At 69.0% G+C, this 17178-nt stretch carries 14 protein-coding genes; 6 read left to right on the top strand and 8 right to left on the bottom strand.

Annotated elements, in window-relative coordinates:
• The coding region (locus A4R44_RS09745) for a helix-turn-helix transcriptional regulator (protein WP_232791553.1) at nucleotides 1–1068 on the bottom strand (1068 nt) is incomplete at its 3' end.
• 421 nt (nucleotides 1069–1489) lie between these two features.
• Here A4R44_RS09745 and A4R44_RS09740 point away from each other — a divergent pair.
• The 4 genes from A4R44_RS09740 (at nucleotide 1490) to A4R44_RS52040 (ending at nucleotide 8027) form a co-directional block, all read left to right on the top strand.
• A complete protein-coding gene (locus A4R44_RS09740) occupies nucleotides 1490–1846 on the top strand; it encodes a hypothetical protein (RefSeq protein WP_067578455.1) in 357 nt (118 codons plus the stop codon).
• 14 nt (nucleotides 1847–1860) lie between these two features.
• Nucleotides 1861–2283, top strand: a complete 423-nt coding sequence (locus tag A4R44_RS09735; protein ID WP_037806884.1) for a hypothetical protein — start codon at nucleotides 1861–1863, stop codon at nucleotides 2281–2283.
• A gap of 541 nt (nucleotides 2284–2824) precedes the next feature.
• Entirely contained in the window at nucleotides 2825–5224 is a 2400-nt protein-coding gene (locus A4R44_RS50135; protein ID WP_232791552.1) for a DUF6531 domain-containing protein, read from the top strand.
• Nucleotides 5181–8027, top strand: coding sequence for an RHS repeat domain-containing protein (locus tag A4R44_RS52040; RefSeq protein ID WP_304456044.1), 2847 nt, complete (start codon nucleotides 5181–5183; stop codon nucleotides 8025–8027). The genes A4R44_RS50135 and A4R44_RS52040 overlap by 44 nt, the downstream gene beginning before the upstream one ends.
• A 42-nt stretch (nucleotides 8028–8069) precedes the next feature.
• On the opposite strand, the gene A4R44_RS50125 is transcribed toward A4R44_RS52040, so the two are convergent.
• The 3 genes from A4R44_RS50125 to A4R44_RS09715 form a co-directional block, all read right to left on the bottom strand.
• Nucleotides 8070–8711: a carboxymuconolactone decarboxylase family protein gene (locus A4R44_RS50125; protein ID WP_232791551.1), complete on the bottom strand. Its 642-nt coding sequence runs from the start codon at nucleotides 8709–8711 to the stop codon at nucleotides 8070–8072.
• 192 nt (nucleotides 8712–8903) lie between these two features.
• Nucleotides 8904–10163 (bottom strand): MFS transporter, encoded by a 1260-nt coding sequence (locus A4R44_RS09720; RefSeq protein ID WP_067578453.1) that lies wholly within the window; start codon nucleotides 10161–10163, stop codon nucleotides 8904–8906.
• Nucleotides 10156–11478 carry a GH1 family beta-glucosidase gene (locus A4R44_RS09715; RefSeq protein ID WP_067578752.1) on the bottom strand — a complete coding sequence of 441 codons (1323 nt, stop codon included), beginning with the start codon at nucleotides 11476–11478 and terminating at the stop codon, nucleotides 10156–10158. Before A4R44_RS09715 ends, A4R44_RS09720 begins: the two co-directional genes overlap by 8 nt.
• A 114-nt stretch (nucleotides 11479–11592) precedes the next feature.
• On the opposite strand from A4R44_RS09715, the gene A4R44_RS09710 reads away from it, so the two are divergent.
• Nucleotides 11593–12252, top strand: a complete 660-nt coding sequence (locus A4R44_RS09710) for a TetR/AcrR family transcriptional regulator (protein WP_067578451.1) — start codon at nucleotides 11593–11595, stop codon at nucleotides 12250–12252.
• Nucleotides 12253–12256: 4 nt separating this feature from the next.
• Here A4R44_RS09710 and A4R44_RS09705 read toward each other — a convergent pair whose 3' ends face one another.
• Nucleotides 12257–13453, bottom strand: coding sequence for an amino acid deaminase/aldolase (locus A4R44_RS09705; RefSeq protein ID WP_067578449.1), 1197 nt, complete (start codon nucleotides 13451–13453; stop codon nucleotides 12257–12259).
• Nucleotides 13454–13553: 100 nt separating this feature from the next.
• On the opposite strand from A4R44_RS09705, the gene A4R44_RS09700 reads away from it, so the two are divergent.
• The gene (locus tag A4R44_RS09700; protein ID WP_067578447.1) at nucleotides 13554–14855 is read left to right on the top strand and encodes a D-arabinono-1,4-lactone oxidase; all 1302 of its coding nucleotides are present in this window, start codon (nucleotides 13554–13556) and stop codon (nucleotides 14853–14855) included.
• Here A4R44_RS09700 and A4R44_RS09695 read toward each other — a convergent pair whose 3' ends face one another.
• From A4R44_RS09695 to A4R44_RS09685, 3 genes are read right to left on the bottom strand one after another with little or no spacing between them, the layout of a single operon-like run.
• Nucleotides 14856–15800 (bottom strand): ribose-phosphate pyrophosphokinase, encoded by a 945-nt coding sequence (locus tag A4R44_RS09695; protein ID WP_067578445.1) that lies wholly within the window; start codon nucleotides 15798–15800, stop codon nucleotides 14856–14858. It lies immediately after the preceding gene.
• Nucleotides 15800–16450, bottom strand: a complete 651-nt coding sequence (locus tag A4R44_RS09690; protein WP_067578443.1) for an SDR family oxidoreductase — start codon at nucleotides 16448–16450, stop codon at nucleotides 15800–15802. Before A4R44_RS09690 ends, A4R44_RS09695 begins: the two co-directional genes overlap by 1 nt.
• Nucleotides 16451–16491: 41 nt before the next feature.
• Nucleotides 16492–17154: a hypothetical protein gene (locus A4R44_RS09685; protein WP_067578749.1), complete on the bottom strand. Its 663-nt coding sequence runs from the start codon at nucleotides 17152–17154 to the stop codon at nucleotides 16492–16494.
• Between the last annotated feature and the right edge of the window lie 24 nt (nucleotides 17155–17178).

Here is a 17178-nt window from a genome sequence, read left to right as displayed (position 1 = left end):
GGTGTAGGAGTCAACCGCCCGGCTCAGCGCCGGGATCGCGTACTTCGTGTGCTCGGGGTTCTTCATCGCCAGCACGGTGTGCACGGTGCCGGTCATCGCGTAGACGTCGGTCTCGGTGAAGAACTTGACCCACGATTCGGCCGTGGCCAGGTCGGCGCGCGCGAATTCGTCCTTGCACCGGCCGAGCAGCTTCACCGACTGCTCCTCGTTGCCCATCATCGCGTAGGCCCACGCCTCATTGGCGCAGAGCACGGCGACGGCCAGCTCGGAACCGGATTCCTGCGCGGCGATCTGGCCGAGCTGGAACAGCTTGAGCGCGTCGTTCGCGGCGTCCTGGTGCAGGTAGACGCGGCCCATCCGGTACAGCACGTTCGCCACCAGATGGTGGTCGCCGCCCTGTTTGGCCAGGTCGAGCGCCTGCGCGAAATGGCCGCGGGCGGAGTCCATCAGGCCGGTGTCGAACGACGTCCAGCCGGCGAGGCTGTGCAGGTCGGCGATCGCGGTGTACAGCCGGTTCTTCACCTGCTCGGCCGCGCTGGAGTCGAGCATCTGCTGTCCCCAGGACAGCTGGGCGACGACCGCGTCGCGGCAGAACCCGCCGCCGTACTGGTAATCGAGCGCGCGCAACGCTCTGGTCGCCGCCTCGACCTGGCGCACGTCGGTCGTCCCGATGCGCCCGGGGGCGGGAGTGCGCGCGGGCGCCTCCGACCACGTGCCGGATTCCGGACCGAACACCGCCGCACCCATCGTGACCTGGGCGGCGTGCGCGAGGAACCTCCGTCGCTTCACGGACTCGTCCTCCTCAGCCTGCCGGCCGTCGGACGCGCCGACGACCCGTATCGCCGTGGTCTCGTCATAGGCGAGACCCATGTATCCACGAGGGACACCCAGGCCGTCGGCGATTCTCGTGAGCACGTCGTAGGCCATGACCTGGCGACCCTTGAGGATCTCCGACACCTCGGACTGCGACTGGCCGGTCATCGCGGCGATCTGGCGCTGCGATACTCCGTGTTTGCGCAACAGCCGGTACACGGCGCTGACCTCGCGGGCGGCGAGCGCCTCCCGCATTTCGGGCTGTTCCCAGGCGTCGGCCGGAACCGGATTGCCTGACCGGGTGTCCGCATGAGCGACTCCGGAACCACTGCCAGCACTGGCATCCATTGCCATTGCGCCCCCTCACCGTCTCCTGGGCGTCTGATCAGCACCCTAAGCACACGCGAGAACCTTGTGAAACGCGCGGGCAGCGGGGTTGATCGGCGGGGCCGAACTCCGGTGACCGCTTACCGTGGAACGCGGTCCGGTCACCGCTATGACGCGGTTTCGACCTTCTCTCGCACCCGGTTTCACTTCACTGTAGTTGCCAGATCTCCGTCACCGCCCGGACACCCGCGGCGATCACGGAGAGCGATGGACCCGACGACACAGATCTGCCGGCGCTGATGCATCCCGCAAGGTGCAGCGGCCCGGGACGAGAAAGCGTGGAGGGACAGTGGAGTTCGTGGATTCGCTCGGTGGAGGACAAGCCGGGACCGCGGTGCGGTCCGTTCGGCCCGCACCGGGAATCACCACGGCACGTCCGGTGCCGCCTACTGTCGCTTCCGCTGTCGCCGCTTCGGTGTCCGCCGACCCGCGCACCGCGGGCGTGCGGCATTTCGAGGGCGGCCAGGTCGTGTGGCGCGTGCAGTGCGGAGATCTCATCAGCCGCGAGCGCGCCGTCACGGTGTTCGTCGAGGACGACGAGGTCGTCGTGGTGTCCCCGCCGGGGGAGACCGCCCGCCTCACGTCCGGCCAGCTCGGCCAGCTCCGGGCCGCGCTCAACGAAGCCGCCACTATGGCGGAAAGGTGACGGTGAGTTTCCCCATGGATCAGGTTCTCGGTCAGGTTCTCCGCAACGCCGTGTGGGAGCGCCTCGACATGCTGTCCGACCTGGCCGAACGCGCCGACGCCCCGTCGCTGGTCTCGGTCGCCCGCTCCGAACTGCCCCGGCTCGCCGAGGGCTGGCGCGCGATGCTGCAGGCGCACGAGCCCGACGAGCGCGGCGACTGCCCCACCTGCTCGACGCGCTGGCACCGCTGCAAGGCCCCGTGCTCGGTGTGGCAGGTAGCGCACGAGCACCTGGTCGCGGGCGGGCTTGCCCCGCAGGCGCTGTCCGCTGCCGGACATCGCCCGGCCCGCCGCCGCGCCGCGGTCCCGGCGGTTCCCGGGCAGAACCGGCGAGCCGAATCCCCCGCGGAGACCACCGGCAGGCACGCGCTGGTGAAGCCGCGCCCGGTCAGCGCCTGACCTCTCGGGTGGGGTGCTTCCGGGCGGATCACCTCACCCGAGGTTCGACTGGCGAGCGCGCGACTTTCCGGCGTCCCCAACCGGTCAGGTCGCCCGGCATCCTCGCCCGGCCGAGGGCTGGTCCGTCCGTCCCCCCGAGCGCGACGGACCACCCTCGGCCACCCCTAGCCTTCAACGCGATTAATCGAAAAATGTCCGGCAGAACACCTAGCGGACGCAGTAATCGGACGCTAGGTTGAAGATCATCGCTCCGGCCGCCACGCGCCGGTCGCGATCAAGAACTCCGCGGGCCGGTGCCGTTGCACTCCCCTCCCCCGACCGGCACCGGCCCGCGGTTCCACTTCCCAGACCCGCCGTCGTCTCCTCGGAGTCCGCGGCGGGTTTTGTCGTGTTCGCGGCGGTGCGCACGGGTACCGGCGGGGTAATGCCGCGCAACGCCACGGCAAACGCCCGGGAGCGGTCGGTAATCTGCGCTGGGGGCTCGTACGTTCGAATTCGGCTGCGCGCCCACGATGGTGTTGAGCGTGGAGAAGGGCCGGGCATGTCGAATCCTTTGGTGGCCGAAAAGCAGGACTCGACCTCGGCGATCTCCGGCATCTCGATCCTCGAGGCCGGAAAGGGCCTGAAGGACGGCATCGAGTCCGGCGACTGGGCGGCGACCGTGATGGGCGCGGTCGGGGTCGGCATGGAAGCGCTCGCCGCGGTGATGGACCCGTTCGGCGCGATCCTCGCCGCGGGCGTCGGCTGGCTGATCGAACACGTCGGCCCGCTCAAGGAAGCGCTGGACAAACTGGCCGGGGACCCCGACCAGGTCCACGCCTACTCCGAAACGTGGCAGAACGTCTCCAAAGAGGTCAGTTCCGTCGCGCAGGATCTGGCCGCACAGGTCAAAAAGGACATCGAGTCCTGGGAGGGCGCCACCGCCGACGCCTACCGCAAACAGGCCGAGGAGGTCGCCAAGACCCTCGAAGGCGCGGCGCAGGCCTGCGAGGGCGCGGGCAGCGGGGTGAAGACCGCGGGCGAAGTCGTCGGCGCGGTGCGGATGCTGGTGCGCGACATCATCTCCCAGGTCGTGGCGCACTTGATCTCGTGGGCGCTGCAGGTGCTGTTCACCCTCGGCATCGGGATGACCTGGGTGGTGCCGCAGGTGGTCAACCTGGTCGCCAAGACCGCCAAGCAGATCGCCGAACTGGTCAAGAACCTCACCAAGGCGCTCAAGGAACTCGGCAAGCTGCTCACCAAGGCGCGCGGCCTGTTCGAGGACGTCGCCAAGTCGATGAAGGGCATCAAGTCAGGCGGCAAGGAAGCCACGCACCCGCCGAAGGAGATCAAGTCGGGCGGTGGCTCCACCAAGCCCTCCGGAGTGAAGGACACTCCGAACGAAAAGAGCGGCGGCGGTGGCGAGAAACCGCCGCCGGTCAAGGACGAGTCCACCAACACCTCCGGCGCGCACGACGGCCCGCCGGAAACCAGGGGCGGCGGGAACCACGAACCTCCCCCGCGCGAACCTCCGAAAGAGCAGGCGCAGGGCAACGGCGAAGCCGGCGGCGGGACGGGAACCAACGAACGCGGCGGGAACGAGTCGAACACCGGGCCGACGGGCGGCACCGAGACGTCCGGTGCGAAGAAGCAGAGCGACCCCGAGCCGGAATGCAAGACCGACCCGGTCGTCATCTCCAGCGGCGAGGTGCTGGTCGAGGACTACGACCTCGAACTGCCGGAGCTGCTGGTGCGGCGGACGCATCGCTCGTCCTACCGCTCCGGGCGCTGGTTCGGCCCGACCTGGACGTCCACTGTGGACCAGCGGCTGGAGTTCGGCGAGGAATATCTTCGGTTCTACGGGCCGGAAGGCGTCATCCTCTACTACCCGATGCCCGCCGGGGAGGACCCGGTGCTGCCGATCGAGGGCGCGCGCTGGCCGCTGACCAAACACGCCGACGGCAGCTGCACCATCGACCAGGTGCACCCGGATCGGACGATGCGGTTTTCCGGCACGGGCAAGACATTGCCGCTGCGCTCGATCGAGGACGCCGACGGCTCGTGGACCGAACTGTCCTATGCGGACTCCGGAGCGCCCGCGCTGCTCACGCATTCGAGCGGGGTCCAGGTCGGCTTCCGCACCGACGGGCACCGGATCACCGAACTGCGGATGATCGGCACCGGCCCGGCTCCGGACGTCGTCGTGCGCGGCTACCGCTACAACTACCAGGGCCATCTCTCCGAAGTCGTCAACTCCTCGGGAACGGCGAAGCGCTACACCTACGATCCCGACGGCAGGGTCACGAGCTGGGAAGACCGCAACGGCGTCAGCTACCGCTACGGCTACGACGCCGAAGGCCGCTGCGTGCGCACCGAAGGCGCGCAAGGCTTCTACAACGGCGCGTTCGAGTACCTCCCCGCGGCTCGCATCACCCGGTTCACCGATTCCCTCGGCCACGTTTCGGAGTACGAGTACAACCTTGAGGGCAGGCCGGTCCGGGAGACCGATCCGCTGGGCAACGTGACGCTGTCGGAATGGGATCGCTACGGCAATCTGCTCCGCCGGGTCGATCCGCTCGGCCGGGTCACTGAGTACACCTACGCCGACGACGGCACGCCGCTCACCATCGCCCGTCCCGACGGCAGCCTCGCCGAACTGGAACACGACGGCACCGAGCTGGCCTCGATCACAGTGCACGGCAACGGCCGGAGCTGGCAGCGCCGGTACGACCAGCCCGNCCGCGCTCGAGTTGCCCGCCCTCTTCGCGAGCGAGCCCGAGGACGGCGATCCTGCCGCGGAACTGGACCAATTCGGCAGGCCGCGTTCGGCGCCCGAGGTCGGCGGCGGGCGGACGCAACTGGGCTGGACGGTCGACGGAAAACCGGCTTCACGCGTCGGAGTGCGCCGCGAGCGGGCGATGTGGCGGTACGACCGCGAAGGCAACGAGATCGAGCACGTTGACGAACTCGGCCGGACGACCCGGCGCGAATACGGCCCGTTCGACGTGGTGACCGCGGTCGTGGACCCCTCGGGCGCGCGCACCAGCTACACCTACGACACCGAACTGCGGCTGACGTCGGTGACCGATCCGCTGAACCGCACCTGGACCTACACCTACGACCCGCTCGGCAGGCTGGTCGCGCAGACCGATTTCGACGGCCGGACCCGGACCTACGCCTACGACGCGGCCGGACAGACTGTCGCCGTGACCGAGCCGGACGGTTCGGTCACCGAGAACATCTACGACCTGCTCGGCAACCGGGTCGAGATCCGCGCTCCGCACCGCACCGTGCGCTACGCCTACGACCCGGTCGGCAACGTCGTGCGGGTGGAATCCGCGGACTCGGTGGTGGAGTTCGACCGCGATCTGTACGGCCGGGTCGTCCGCGAGGCGATCGACGGCGTCGAGGTGCACTTCTCCTACGACGAGCGGGGCCAGGCGATCCGCCGCCGGACGCCTTCGGGAGCGGAGAGCGTGTGGACCTTCGACGAGGAAGACCGGCCGGTCTCGCTGACCACGGCGGGACACACCGTGCGCTACCGGCTGGACGACGAGGGCCGCGTGCTCGCCCGCGACACCGACGGGATCAGCACCCTGCAGCAGGCGTTCGGCCCGCGCGGGCTGGTCACCGCACAGCAGGTTTCCCGTGGCACAACGCCGGTGCGGCGGCGCGGTCTCGATTACTACGCGGACGGCAGCCTCGCCGCGGTGCAGGACAGCCTTGCCGGGAAGACCGCCTTCACCCGGGACCCGGCCGGACGCGTGGTCACGGTGGCCTCCCCGGCAGGCAGGGAGGAACTGCGCTACAACCCGGCCGGTGAGCTGACCGCCTGGTCGGGCAGCTCGGGCCTGTCCTCGGACTACGACTCCCTCGGCCGCCGGATCCGCCACCGCGAGGTGCATCCGGGCGGCGTGCGGGTGTGGGAGTACGCCTGGACCGGCGATCTGCTCACCGGCCTGCGCACGCCGGACGGCGCGCAGTGGCGCTACCGCTACGACCCGCTCGGCCGCCGGATCGCCAAGGAGCGGCTGCTGGCCGACGGTTCCGTCGCCGAATCGACCCGGTTCGTGTGGGACGGCTTCGTGCTCATCGAACAGGAGCACACCGACTCCGCCGGAGTGCGCCGGACGACCACCTGGGAACGCAGGCCGGGCAGCGACGAACCGGTCACCCAGCTCGAACGAGGCCCCGGCGGCGACCGGTTCGCGTCTGTCGTCACCGACGCCATCGGCACGCCGACCGACCTGATCGACGAGCACGGCGGCCTCGCCTGGAGCGCGCGCCGTTCGCTGTGGGGCCGGGTGCGGCCCGGCGGCATCCCGCTGCAGTTCCCCGGCCAGTACGCGGACGCCGAATCCGGCCTGCACTACAACGTTTTCCGCTACTACGACCCGGCCGCCGCGCGCTATCTCAGCCAGGATCCGCTCGGGCTGGAGGGCGGGCCGAACCCGGTCGCCTACGTCCCCGACCCGTTCGCCGCCTACGACCCGCTCGGCCTCGAAGGCTGCGGCAAAGGCAAGGGCAAGGCCACGGACCCGCCGCCCGCGGACTCCACGGCCAAGCACAACGCCGACAACGGCGGCGGGAGCACCAGTTCTTCCTCTGCAGGCAAGGGCAAAGGCAAGCGCAAGCGCGACGACAACGACGACGGCTCCAGCGGCTCCGGCGGCAAGGGAAGCGCGAAGAAAAAGAAGGAGCCGGACGTCTGGGACCGGATGGCGTGGAACCAGGACGCCAAGAACGCGCGCACCAAGCAGACCGGCGACAAGAACGATCCGTTCCACAAGGCCGGCAGCGATGTCGCGCAGCGGCACATCATCTCGTTCCAGAAAATGCGGGACGGGCTGAAGAACTGGGTGCACGAACAGCCGGTCGAGAAACAAAGCGCGCTGACCAAGAAATACGGCGAGGACGAACTGCCGAAGCTGCACAACCAGCCGAAGAACCTGCCGCTCGGCCCGCAGCACACCAACGCCGGGATCGGCGGCGTCTCGACCCGGATCGGCAACATCGAGGACGGGATCGCGGGCAAGCTCAAGGTCGGCAAGAACGACAACATCAAGACCGAGAACCCGAAGTGGCCGAGCGACTCGATGGACAAGAGCGGCGGCTACAAGCACAAGGACCACCCGGATCTCGACAAGAACTGGCGGCCGATCGGCCAGCAGGCGGACCGCATCACCGATCCCAAGGAGATGAACCGGGCCACCCGGGACATCGGCGACAGCGCGGACTTCGACTGGCCCGGCGGCAAGAAGGAAGAATTCGAGAAGTGGCACAAGTCCTTCAACGAATTCACCGATCTCAAGGAAAACCCGAAGAATTACACCGAAAAAGACGTCGACGACATCATCAAACGGTTCCACGAGCTGCCCTCGCCGTCCGGGCGGCATCCCACGATCGACGAGTACAACAAGGCCCCGGACGGCAACCCGCACCGGTTCGACGACAAGGGCAACCCGATCGACGTCAACAAGGACTCGCATCCGGACTGGAAACGCCCGGACAAGCCGCTCGACGGAAACCAGATGCGCACCGAATGGGGCAACCGGAACGAGCAGGGCGTCGGGCCGACCCAGAAGGACTGGAACGACCTCGAAAACGGGAAGTACGACCCGAAGGAGTGGAGCGACCCCGAAAAGAAGAAGTACCTGGACGAGGTCGGCGAGCCCAGCAAGGAAGACATCCAGAAGGCCGCGGACGAACACGCTGCCCGGGCCAAGCAGATGCAGGACGACGCGAAGAAGAACCGGGGCGGGTGAGCACCGGAAGCCCGGTGCGGTCCGCACCGGGTGCCGCGGACGTCAGGCGGCTGCCTCCGCGTCGCGAGCGGCGAACACCTCGCGCGCGGCGAAGGTGGCGTTCAGCGCTCGCGGAAATCCCGCGTAGACCGCGGAGTGCATCAGCGCCTCGGTGATTTCCTCGCGGCTGAGCCCGACGTTCAGCGCCGCGCCGATGTGCACCTTGAGCTGCGGTTCGCAGCCGCCGAGCGCGGTCAGCACGCCGAGGGTGACGAGCTGACGACTGCGCGGGTCGAGGCCGGGCCGGTCGTACATGTCGCCGAAGGCGAACGCGGCCACGTGGTGTCCGAGGGCGGGGTTGATGTCGGCGAGGGAGTCGAGGACGGCTTCGCCCTGGTGGCCGTCGATGCGGGACAGCACGTCGAGCCCGTGCTTGCGGCGGGCGAGGTTTTCCGGGCTGTCGACGTCGTGCTGGGTCACGGCAGGGGGGCCTTCCTGGTAAGTGGCGATCTTGTATTCGGTGGCGGCGAGGGAAAGCTGGAGCTGAGCGATCTGCCCGCGCGGCGTGTCGCGATGCTCCAGGAGCATTTCGCGCCGTTCGGGCACGGTGTCCGCGCCGGACTCGATCAGCTCGACGTAGCGGCGCAGGTCGCTGATCGACATGCCCGACACGCGCATTCGCGTCAGGAACACCAGCCGGCGCACCGACGCGGCGTCGTAAACCCGGTGCCCGGCACTGTCCCTGGCGACCTGGACCAGCGTCCCGGGCCAGTTCCCGCAGCGCTTCGACCGACACTGTGCCCGGCGGGTCGATCGCCAGCCGCAGCGCCTCGGTCAGCGCGTCCTCCTTCTCCATGCCGAAGACGCTAAGCCTGTGAGCGCGCTCAAAGGCAAGCGCTAACCCACCGACCGCACCCGAGTCACCAAAACCCCGGCCAGCAAAGTCGCCACCGCGGACGCCGCGAACAGCCCCGGATACCCGCCAAGCCAGTGCAGGATCAACGTCGTGAGCAGCGGCGCGACCACCTGCGGCAGCGAGTTCGCGATGTTGACCACGCCGAGGTCCTTGGCCCGGTTCTGGGCCGCGGGCAGCACCTGCGTCAGCATCGCCAGCGCGACCGCCATGTACGTCCCGAACCCGACCCCCAGCAGCGGCGACGCCACCAGTGCCACCGGCCAGCTCTGCCAGATCACCAGCAGCAAGGCGGCCAGCGCCATGATCGCCGCCGAGCCGAGGACGTACGGCTTGCGCTTGCCGGACTTGTCCGAGAAGTGCCCGGCCAGCACCGCGCCGATCACCAGTGCCACGCCGTACAGCCCCATCATGGTCAGCAGGCCGCTGTCCGGATCCGGGTAGTGCACCGCGTCCTTGAGGAAGAACAGCAGGTAGAGCGTGCCGAACGCGTTCCCGAGGTTGATCATGAAGTGGCAGGCCCACGCCCACGCGAAGTCCGGATGCCGCCGCGGCGAGACCCACAGGTCGGCGAGGATTTCGCGGATCCGCCCGCTCGGCCGGAACTCCACCGGCAGCCGCGCGTCCGGCGTGCGCAGCACGAACGCCGCCGCCCCGGCGAGGACGATCGCGGCGCAGGCCGCGTAGCCGAGCGGCAGTCCGGCGAGGTCGAGCATCACCACGACCACCACCGCGCCGAGCACGGTGCCGAGCATCTGCGCGATGCCGACCAGGCCGCCGACCTGCGCGCGCTGCCCGACCGGAACCCGGTCGGCGATGCCGGACATCAGTGTCGCGAGCATGCCGTTGAGCCCGGCCTGCACGAGACACCAGCCGATCGTCATCACGACGACGTTCGGGGCCTCGGCCAGCACCAGCAGCCCGGCCGCGCCGATCGCGCCGCCCGCGATCGTCCACGGATGCCGCCTGCCGAACCGCGAGCAGGTGCGGTCCGAGAGCAGGCCGATCGCCGGATTCGCGATGAGCGCGACGGCCGCGCCGATGCCGGTCACGATGCCGAAGACGGTTTCCTTGTGCGCGGCGTCGAGCAGTTCGGCCTGCTGGGGCAGCAAAACCTGGATCGGCGCGTAAACGCCCAGCCACAGCGCGATGTTCGCGAGGAACAGCAACGTCATCCATCCGGCGCGGACGCGGTTGACCGGCTCGGCGAAAACGTCCGGGACAGCGGCGGCGGTGTCACTCATGGCGGACCAGCTTCCGGTACCAGGCGAAGGAATCCTTGGGCGTGCGGCGCTGCGTCTGGTAGTCCACGTGCACGAGCCCGAACCGCGGCGCGTAGCCCTTGGACCATTCGAAGTTGTCCAGCAGCGACCAGACGAAGTATCCGCGCACGTCGACGCCGGCATCCATCGCTTCGCGCAGCGCTTGCAGGTGGCTGGCGAGGAATTCGATGCGCTCGGGGTCGGGGACGCTGCCGTCGGCGGCCGGTTCGTCGGCGAAACTGCAGCCGTTCTCGGTGATCTGCACCGGCGGCAGCCGCTCGCGGTAGCGCTCGTGGAAGGACACCAGCAGTTCGCGCAACGCCTGCGGGACGATCGGCGAATCGTTGGTGGTCATCGGATAACCCTCGATCGGGCGCAGTTCGAACGGCAGCGGGTTGCCCTCGCCGGGAGCCGTCGCGCCTTGGGGTTCGTAGTAGTTGACGCCGTAGAAATCGAGCGGCTGCGCGATCGTGGCGAGATCGTCGGCGAAGTTCTCCGGCAGGTGCGGGTGCACCTGCCCGGGATAGCTGCCGAGCAGCATCGGGTCGGCGAAGGTGCGGTTGATCAGCGCGTCGAGCCAGTCGGCGGCCGCGCGGTCGGCGGGCGTGTCGTGGTCCGGCCAGATCGGCGAGTGGTTGTTCGCGGTGCCGATGCCGGTCGCGCCCGCCGCGCGCAGCGCCTGCACGGCCAGGCCGTGCGCGAGATTCTGGTGATGTGCCGTGGGAAGCGCGTCGAGCAGGAGGAACTCGCCGGGCGCGTACTCGCCGATGCCGTAGCCGTAGATCGACATGACCATCGGCTCGTTGAGCGGGATCCAGAGTTTCGCCCGATCGGCGAAATGCTCCCCCACGATCGTGGCGTACTCGGCGAAGCGAAAGGCGGTGTCTCGGGAGCGCCAGCCGCCCGCGTCCTCGATCGCCTGCGGCGTGTCCCAGTGGTACAGCGTGATCGCCGGGGCGATTCCGGCCGCGCAGACCTCGTCGATCAGCTTGTCGTAGAAGGAAAGTCCCTCCGCGTTCGGTTTGCCGGAACCGTCCGGCTGGATCCGCGGCCACGCGATCGACAGCCGGTAGGCGCCGACGCCGAGTTCCGCCATCAGCGCGATGTCCTCGGAGTAGCGGTGGTAGTGATCGGCCGCTACCTTGGCGTCCTCGCCCCGGGCGATCTTGCCTTCGGTGGCGGTGAACGTGTCCCAGATGGACGGTCCGCGACCGCCCTCGGCCGTCGCCCCCTCGATCTGGAACGCCGAGGTCGAGACACCCCACAGGAAGTCGGGCGGGAAGGTCGGATGGTCCACGCTGAGCACCCCTTGCTTGCGGACACCCTCGCAGGTGAACGTGAAAAGTTCTCATATGTTAGGTCGTCACTCGTCTCGGGGGAAGCCCTGCGGGGCGCTAAAGTCCCAGATCAGATGAGTGAATCGCGAGAGACTCCGAGGAACGACGTGGCCGAGACCCAGGCTGAACCCACACCGCTGCGGCGAAAGCCGGTTCAGCAACGCAGTGCCCGGCGGGTGGAACAGATGCTGGACGCGAGCGCCGTGCTCATCGACGAGCTGGGCTACGACGCGCTCACCACCACGCTGATCGCCAAACGCGCGGGCGTCGCGGTCGGGTCGCTGTACCAGTTCTTCCCGGACAAACGCGCGGTCGTGCAGGCGCTGACGCAGCGGAACCTGGAACGGTTCGTGGCCGCGGTGAACGAGCGGCTGCAGCAGCTGAGCCCCGAGCACTGGTGGAACATCGTCGACTCGGTGCTCGACATCTACCTGCGGATGCACCGGGAGGTGCCGGGGTTCTCCAAAGTCCACTTCGGCGACGTCATCGACGTCCGGCTGCTGGCCGACGACCGCGACAACAACTCGGTCATCGCGGATTCGCTGGTCGAAATCCTGCGCGGGCACGTCGACCGGCCCGCCGACGAACTCCGGTTCGCCATCGCGATCGCCAACGAAACGGCGGACGCGCTGCTGAAACTCGCCTTCCGCCGCGACCCGAACGGGGACGAGCGGATCGTCGCCGAGGCCAAGCACGTGGTGAAGGGTTATCTGGCCAGCAAATTCGGTGACTGAGCGCTCAGCCGAAGTTTTGGCCTTCGCCGCGGTAAGTCGGGACGGTTCGCTCCACCTGGCTGCCGCGGACGAGGTGGTAGGCCAGGAACCGTTCGGCCAGTTCCCCGGCTTTCGCGTGCCGCAGCCAGACGCGATCGCCGAGCCGCAGCGTGCGCGCGGCCTCGCCGGTCACCGGGGTCTGCACCTCGCCAGCGCCTTCGAAACCCAGCAGGCGCAAGCCTTCCGGCAGGTACGGCGACGGTTCGCGCGAGGGACCGGTCGGTCCGGAGGCGATGTATCCGCCGGAGTACAGCGTCGCGACGTTCTTCGCCGGGCGGCGCACCACCGGCAGCGCGAANAGCGCGAACAACGCGGCCGGGCGCGGCTGGAAGTGCGAGTAGCCGTCGAACAGCGTCGGGGCGAGGAATCCGGAACCGGCGGCGATCTCGGTGACCACGTCCTCCGCGCCGGTGGTCTCGATGCTTCCGGTGCCTCCGCCGTTGACGAACTCCAGGTCAGCGACCTCGCGCACGGCCCGCACCGCCGCCCCTCGGCGCCGGGCGAGTTCAGCCGCGGAACGGCGTTGCATCCAGCCGATCACCCGGTTTTGCAGGCCTTTTCCGGCGGCGTCGCCGAGTCCGGCGATCTGGCCTTCGTACGCCATCATCCCGACCAGCTGAAAACCCGGCCGCGTCACGATCCGGCGGGCTACCGTCACCGCTTGCCCCGGCGTGAACACCGGCGAGCGGCGCGTGCCGACGTGCACGCCGGGCAACGGACGCCAGGACGCGTCGAGTTCGAGACACACGCGAATGTCCGGATGGCCGTGGCCGAGCGCGGCGTCGACCAGGTCGAGGTGCTCGGTCGAATCGACCATGATCGTGACCGCCGCGCGAGCGCGTTCGCTCGCCGCCAGCCGACGGAGCGCTTCGTGGTCCGCGGTCGGGTACGCGACCACGATGTCGTCGGAAGTGCCCAGCTCAGCGTGCCAAACGGCCTCGGCGAGCGAGTAGCACATCAAGCCTTCGAAGCCGTCTCGCGCGAGCGCTCGCTCCAGCAGCGCACGGCAGCGCACGGACTTGCTGACCACCCGGATCGGCTTGCCCGCGGCCCGGCGCAGCAGGTCGTCGGTGTTGGCGTCGAAGGCGTCCAGGTCGACGATCGCGAGCGGCGGATCCAGGTCCTTCGTCGCGAGGTCGTACCCGTGCGCTGAGGTGGTCACGCCACTTACGGTACGACAACAACGCTTGAAACGCGAATACTATTCACTTACGGTTCCGGCATCTATCGTGGGAACCTTCCAGCGAAGAACAGGTGCCGCAATGACGTGGAGCAACTGGGCCGGAACGGCCAAGGCCACCCCGCAACGGGTGCACCGGCCGCGCAGCACGGCCGAGATCGCCGAGGTCGTGGCCGGGGTCGCCGAAGCAGGACACCGCGTCCGCGCGCTCGGCAGCGGGCATTCGTTCACCGCGATCGCCGCCGCCGATTCCGACGCGCTCGACCTCACCGCGTGCACCGGCATCGAACGCGCCGACCTGGAAACGCAGCAGGTCACGGTCCGTTCCGGCACCACTCTCCGCACCCTCAACGCCGCCCTCGACGCGCTCGGGCTCGCCATGACGAACCTCGGCGACATCGACGCACAGACCATCGCCGGCGCGATTTCCACCGGCACGCACGGCACCGGCGCGCGGTTCGGCGGAATCTCGACGCAGATCGTCGCGCTGGAACTGGTGCTCGCCGACGGTTCGGTGGTCCGCTGCTCGGCCGGCGAACGTCCGGAGTTGTTCCACGCCGCCCGCGTCGGCCTTGGCGCGCTGGGCGTGATCAGCACCGTGACCCTCCAATGTGAACCGTCCTTTGTGCTCTCCGCGCAGGAACGCCCGGAACCGCTGGAGCAGGTCCTCGACAGCTTCGACGACAACGCCGCGAACAACGACCACTTCGAGTTCTACTGGTTCCCCTACGGCAGCAAGGCCTTGGTGAAGCGCAACAACCGGCTGCCGGTGCACGCCGAGCGGAAACCATTGTCGCGCCTGAAGCAGTTCGTGGACTACGAACTCACCGAGAACATCGCGTTCGGCGGGCTTTGCCGGCTCGGTCGCGCGGTGCCGAAACTGGTGCGGCCGCTCGGCGCGTTCGCGTCGCAGGTGTCGTCGCCGCGTGAGTACAGCGATCTTTCGCATCGCGTTTTCGTGACCCATCGCGGCGTGCGGTTCGTGGAGTCGGAGTACGCGGTCCCGCGCGAATCGGTGCTCGACGTGCTGGCCGAACTGCGGACAGTGGTGCCGCGGCTGCGGAATCCGGTGGCGTTCCCGGTCGAGGTGCGGGTGGCCGCGGCGGACGACATCTGGCTGTCCACCGCGAACGGCCGCGACTCCGCGTACATCGCGATCCACCAGTTCCTCGGCATGCCCTACCGCGAGTACTTCGCCGCGTTCGAGGCCATCGCGGGCCAGGTCGGCGGACGGCCGCACTGGGGCAAAATGCACGACCTCGACGCGTCCGTGCTGCGCACCCGCTACCCGCACTTCGACGATTTCCTGCGGATCCGCAAGGAGTGCGATCCGGCCGGGACGTTCGCGAACACGTACCTCGACCGGGTACTCGGCAGCGCGTGATCAGTTCGGCTCGAACAGCGAGCTGACCGACTCTCCGTTGTGGATTCGCCGCATCGCCTCGGCCAGTGCCGGGGCGATGGACAGGATCCGCAGCTTTTCCGTACGTTCCTCGGCGGGCACCGGCACAGTGTTCGTGCAGACGATCTCCAGGACGTCCTCCTGGCTGCCGATCCGCTTGAGCGCGCCGTCGGCGAACAGCCCGTGCGTGCAGGCCACCCGGATCGTCCGCGCGCCCAGCTCCCGCAGCCGGTCCAGCAGTTCCAGCACGGTGCTGCCGCGGGCGATCTCGTCGTCCAGCACGATGATGTCGCGTCCGGCGATCTCGCCGATCACCGACGTGATCTCGACCCGGTCGTCGGCGAACCGCTGTTTCGCGCCTGCCGCGACCTTCGCGCCGAGCAGCCGGGCGAAATGCGCGGCTTCCTTGGCGTTGCCCAAATCCGGCGACACGACCGTGGTCTCCGAGAGGTCGTACTGCCGGAAGTACCGCGCCAGCTCGTGCAACGCGTGCAGATGGTCGACCGGCACACTGAAGAACCCGTGCACCTGCGGCGAGTGCAGCGTCATGGTGAGCACGCGGTTCGCGCCCGCGGTGACCATCAGGTCCGCGACCAGCCTCCCGCCGATGGAGATCCGCGGCGCGTCCTTTTTGTCCGAACGCGCGTACGAATAGTGCGGCATCACGACGGTGGTGCGCGCGGCCGAGGCGCCGCGCGCCGCGTCGAGCATCAGCAGTAGTTCGACCAGGTGTTCCTGCACCGGTTTGACCAGCGGCTGGATCAGGAAGACGTCCCGCTCGCGGCAGTTGGCCTGGAGCTGGACCTGGAGACAGTCGTTGGCGAACCGGTCGATCTCCACCGGAAGCAGTGGAACGCCCAGGTTGGCGCAGATTTCTTCGGCAAGCTCGGGGTGCGCGCTGCCGCTGAAAACCGCGATATCGCGCATCAGATCCGGGACACGGCGTCAGCGATGGAATCCTCGCCGGAGATCAGCTCCAGCGTGCGCCGGGCGGTCGCCGGGGTGTCGAGCAGGGCCAGCAGCACCGCGGCGACGTCCTCGCGCGGGATCTCCGCGCGGCCGGTCTTCTCCGCGAGCTTGACCTGTCCGGTGCCGGAATCGTTGGTCAGGCGGCCGGGACGCAGGATGGTCCAGTCGAGGTCGCGGGCCTTGAGGTCGTCCTCGGCGGCGCGCTTGGCCCGCAGGTAGGCGGCGAAAACCGGGTCGAGGCCGGGGGCGTCCGGGTGGTCCGCGCCCATCGAGCCGACCTGGATGAACCGGCGGACGCCCGCCCGCTGCGCGGCGTCGGCGAACAGCACTGCCGCGCCGCGGTCGACGGTGTCTTTGCGGCTCTCGCCGCTGCCCGGGCCCGCGCCGGCGGAGAACACCGCGGCGTCCGCGCCCTCAAGCACTTTGGCGACAGCGTCCACATCGGACTTTTCGAGGTCGAGCACGACGGTCTCGGCGCCGACGGCGATGAGGTCCGCTTCGTGCTCGGGGTTGCGCACGATGCCGACCGGCGCGTCGTGCCGCTGCGCGAGCAGCTTTTCCAGGTGCAGGGCGATCTGGCCGTGTCCGCCAGCAATGACGACTCGCATAAACCCGACTCTATCGCCGCGCGCGGCCCGGCGCTGGCGGGTCAGTCCACCTCGGCGGGAACGGGGGCGTCGGAGTCCTCGCGCAGCAACAGGTCGTAGGCCATCTCGTTGACCCAGCGCGAAACCGGGTCCTCCTGCAGCAGCACCCGGTCGTGGTGGGTGTCGAGGTCGAGGTCCGTGGTGGCGTACGGGTCGGCGGCGACGACCGCGAGCCCGTAGGCGCGGGCGCGCGGCAGGCAGTTCGTCACGTAGTCATCGGTCAGCACGGCAGGCGATGGGAGCACCATCGCGGCCTCGCCGTAGCGTGAAAAGGGCACCGCGGAGGCCATCGCGGTCCGCCAGTGCCGGGCGACCGCGAGGACGCCGATGATCTCGGCGGCCGGCGCGGGTGCGGTCGCGGCCAGCTCTGGCCAGGTCCAGGTGTCGACGAGGGCGCGATCGGCGACGGGACCGACACCCATCGCGATCCGCTCCGCGTGCACGTCGGTCTTGAGCTTCGCGACGATGCTGACCTTGCGGCCGAGCAGGGTCGTCGCGGGCAGCACCACACCGTTCCAGCCCAGCAGGGCCGCGGCCTTGCGCGCCAGCTCGTCGACGCTCGCGGGGAGCTCGATCGGCGGCAGCACCCGGCTCGCTGTCGTCCGGCTGCGCTTCGCACCGCCGGCGACCGTCGAGCGCTCGGTGTTCTGTGGGGTAGCCGCCACGAGTCCGCCTCCTTCAAGCACCTG

The sequence above is a fragment of the Amycolatopsis sp. M39 genome (assembly GCF_001651785.1).
GTDB lineage: Bacteria > Actinomycetota > Actinomycetes > Mycobacteriales > Pseudonocardiaceae > Amycolatopsis > Amycolatopsis rubida.
The sequence above is the reverse complement of the archived record's forward strand: the minus strand, read 5'-3'. Positions and strand labels throughout refer to the sequence as shown.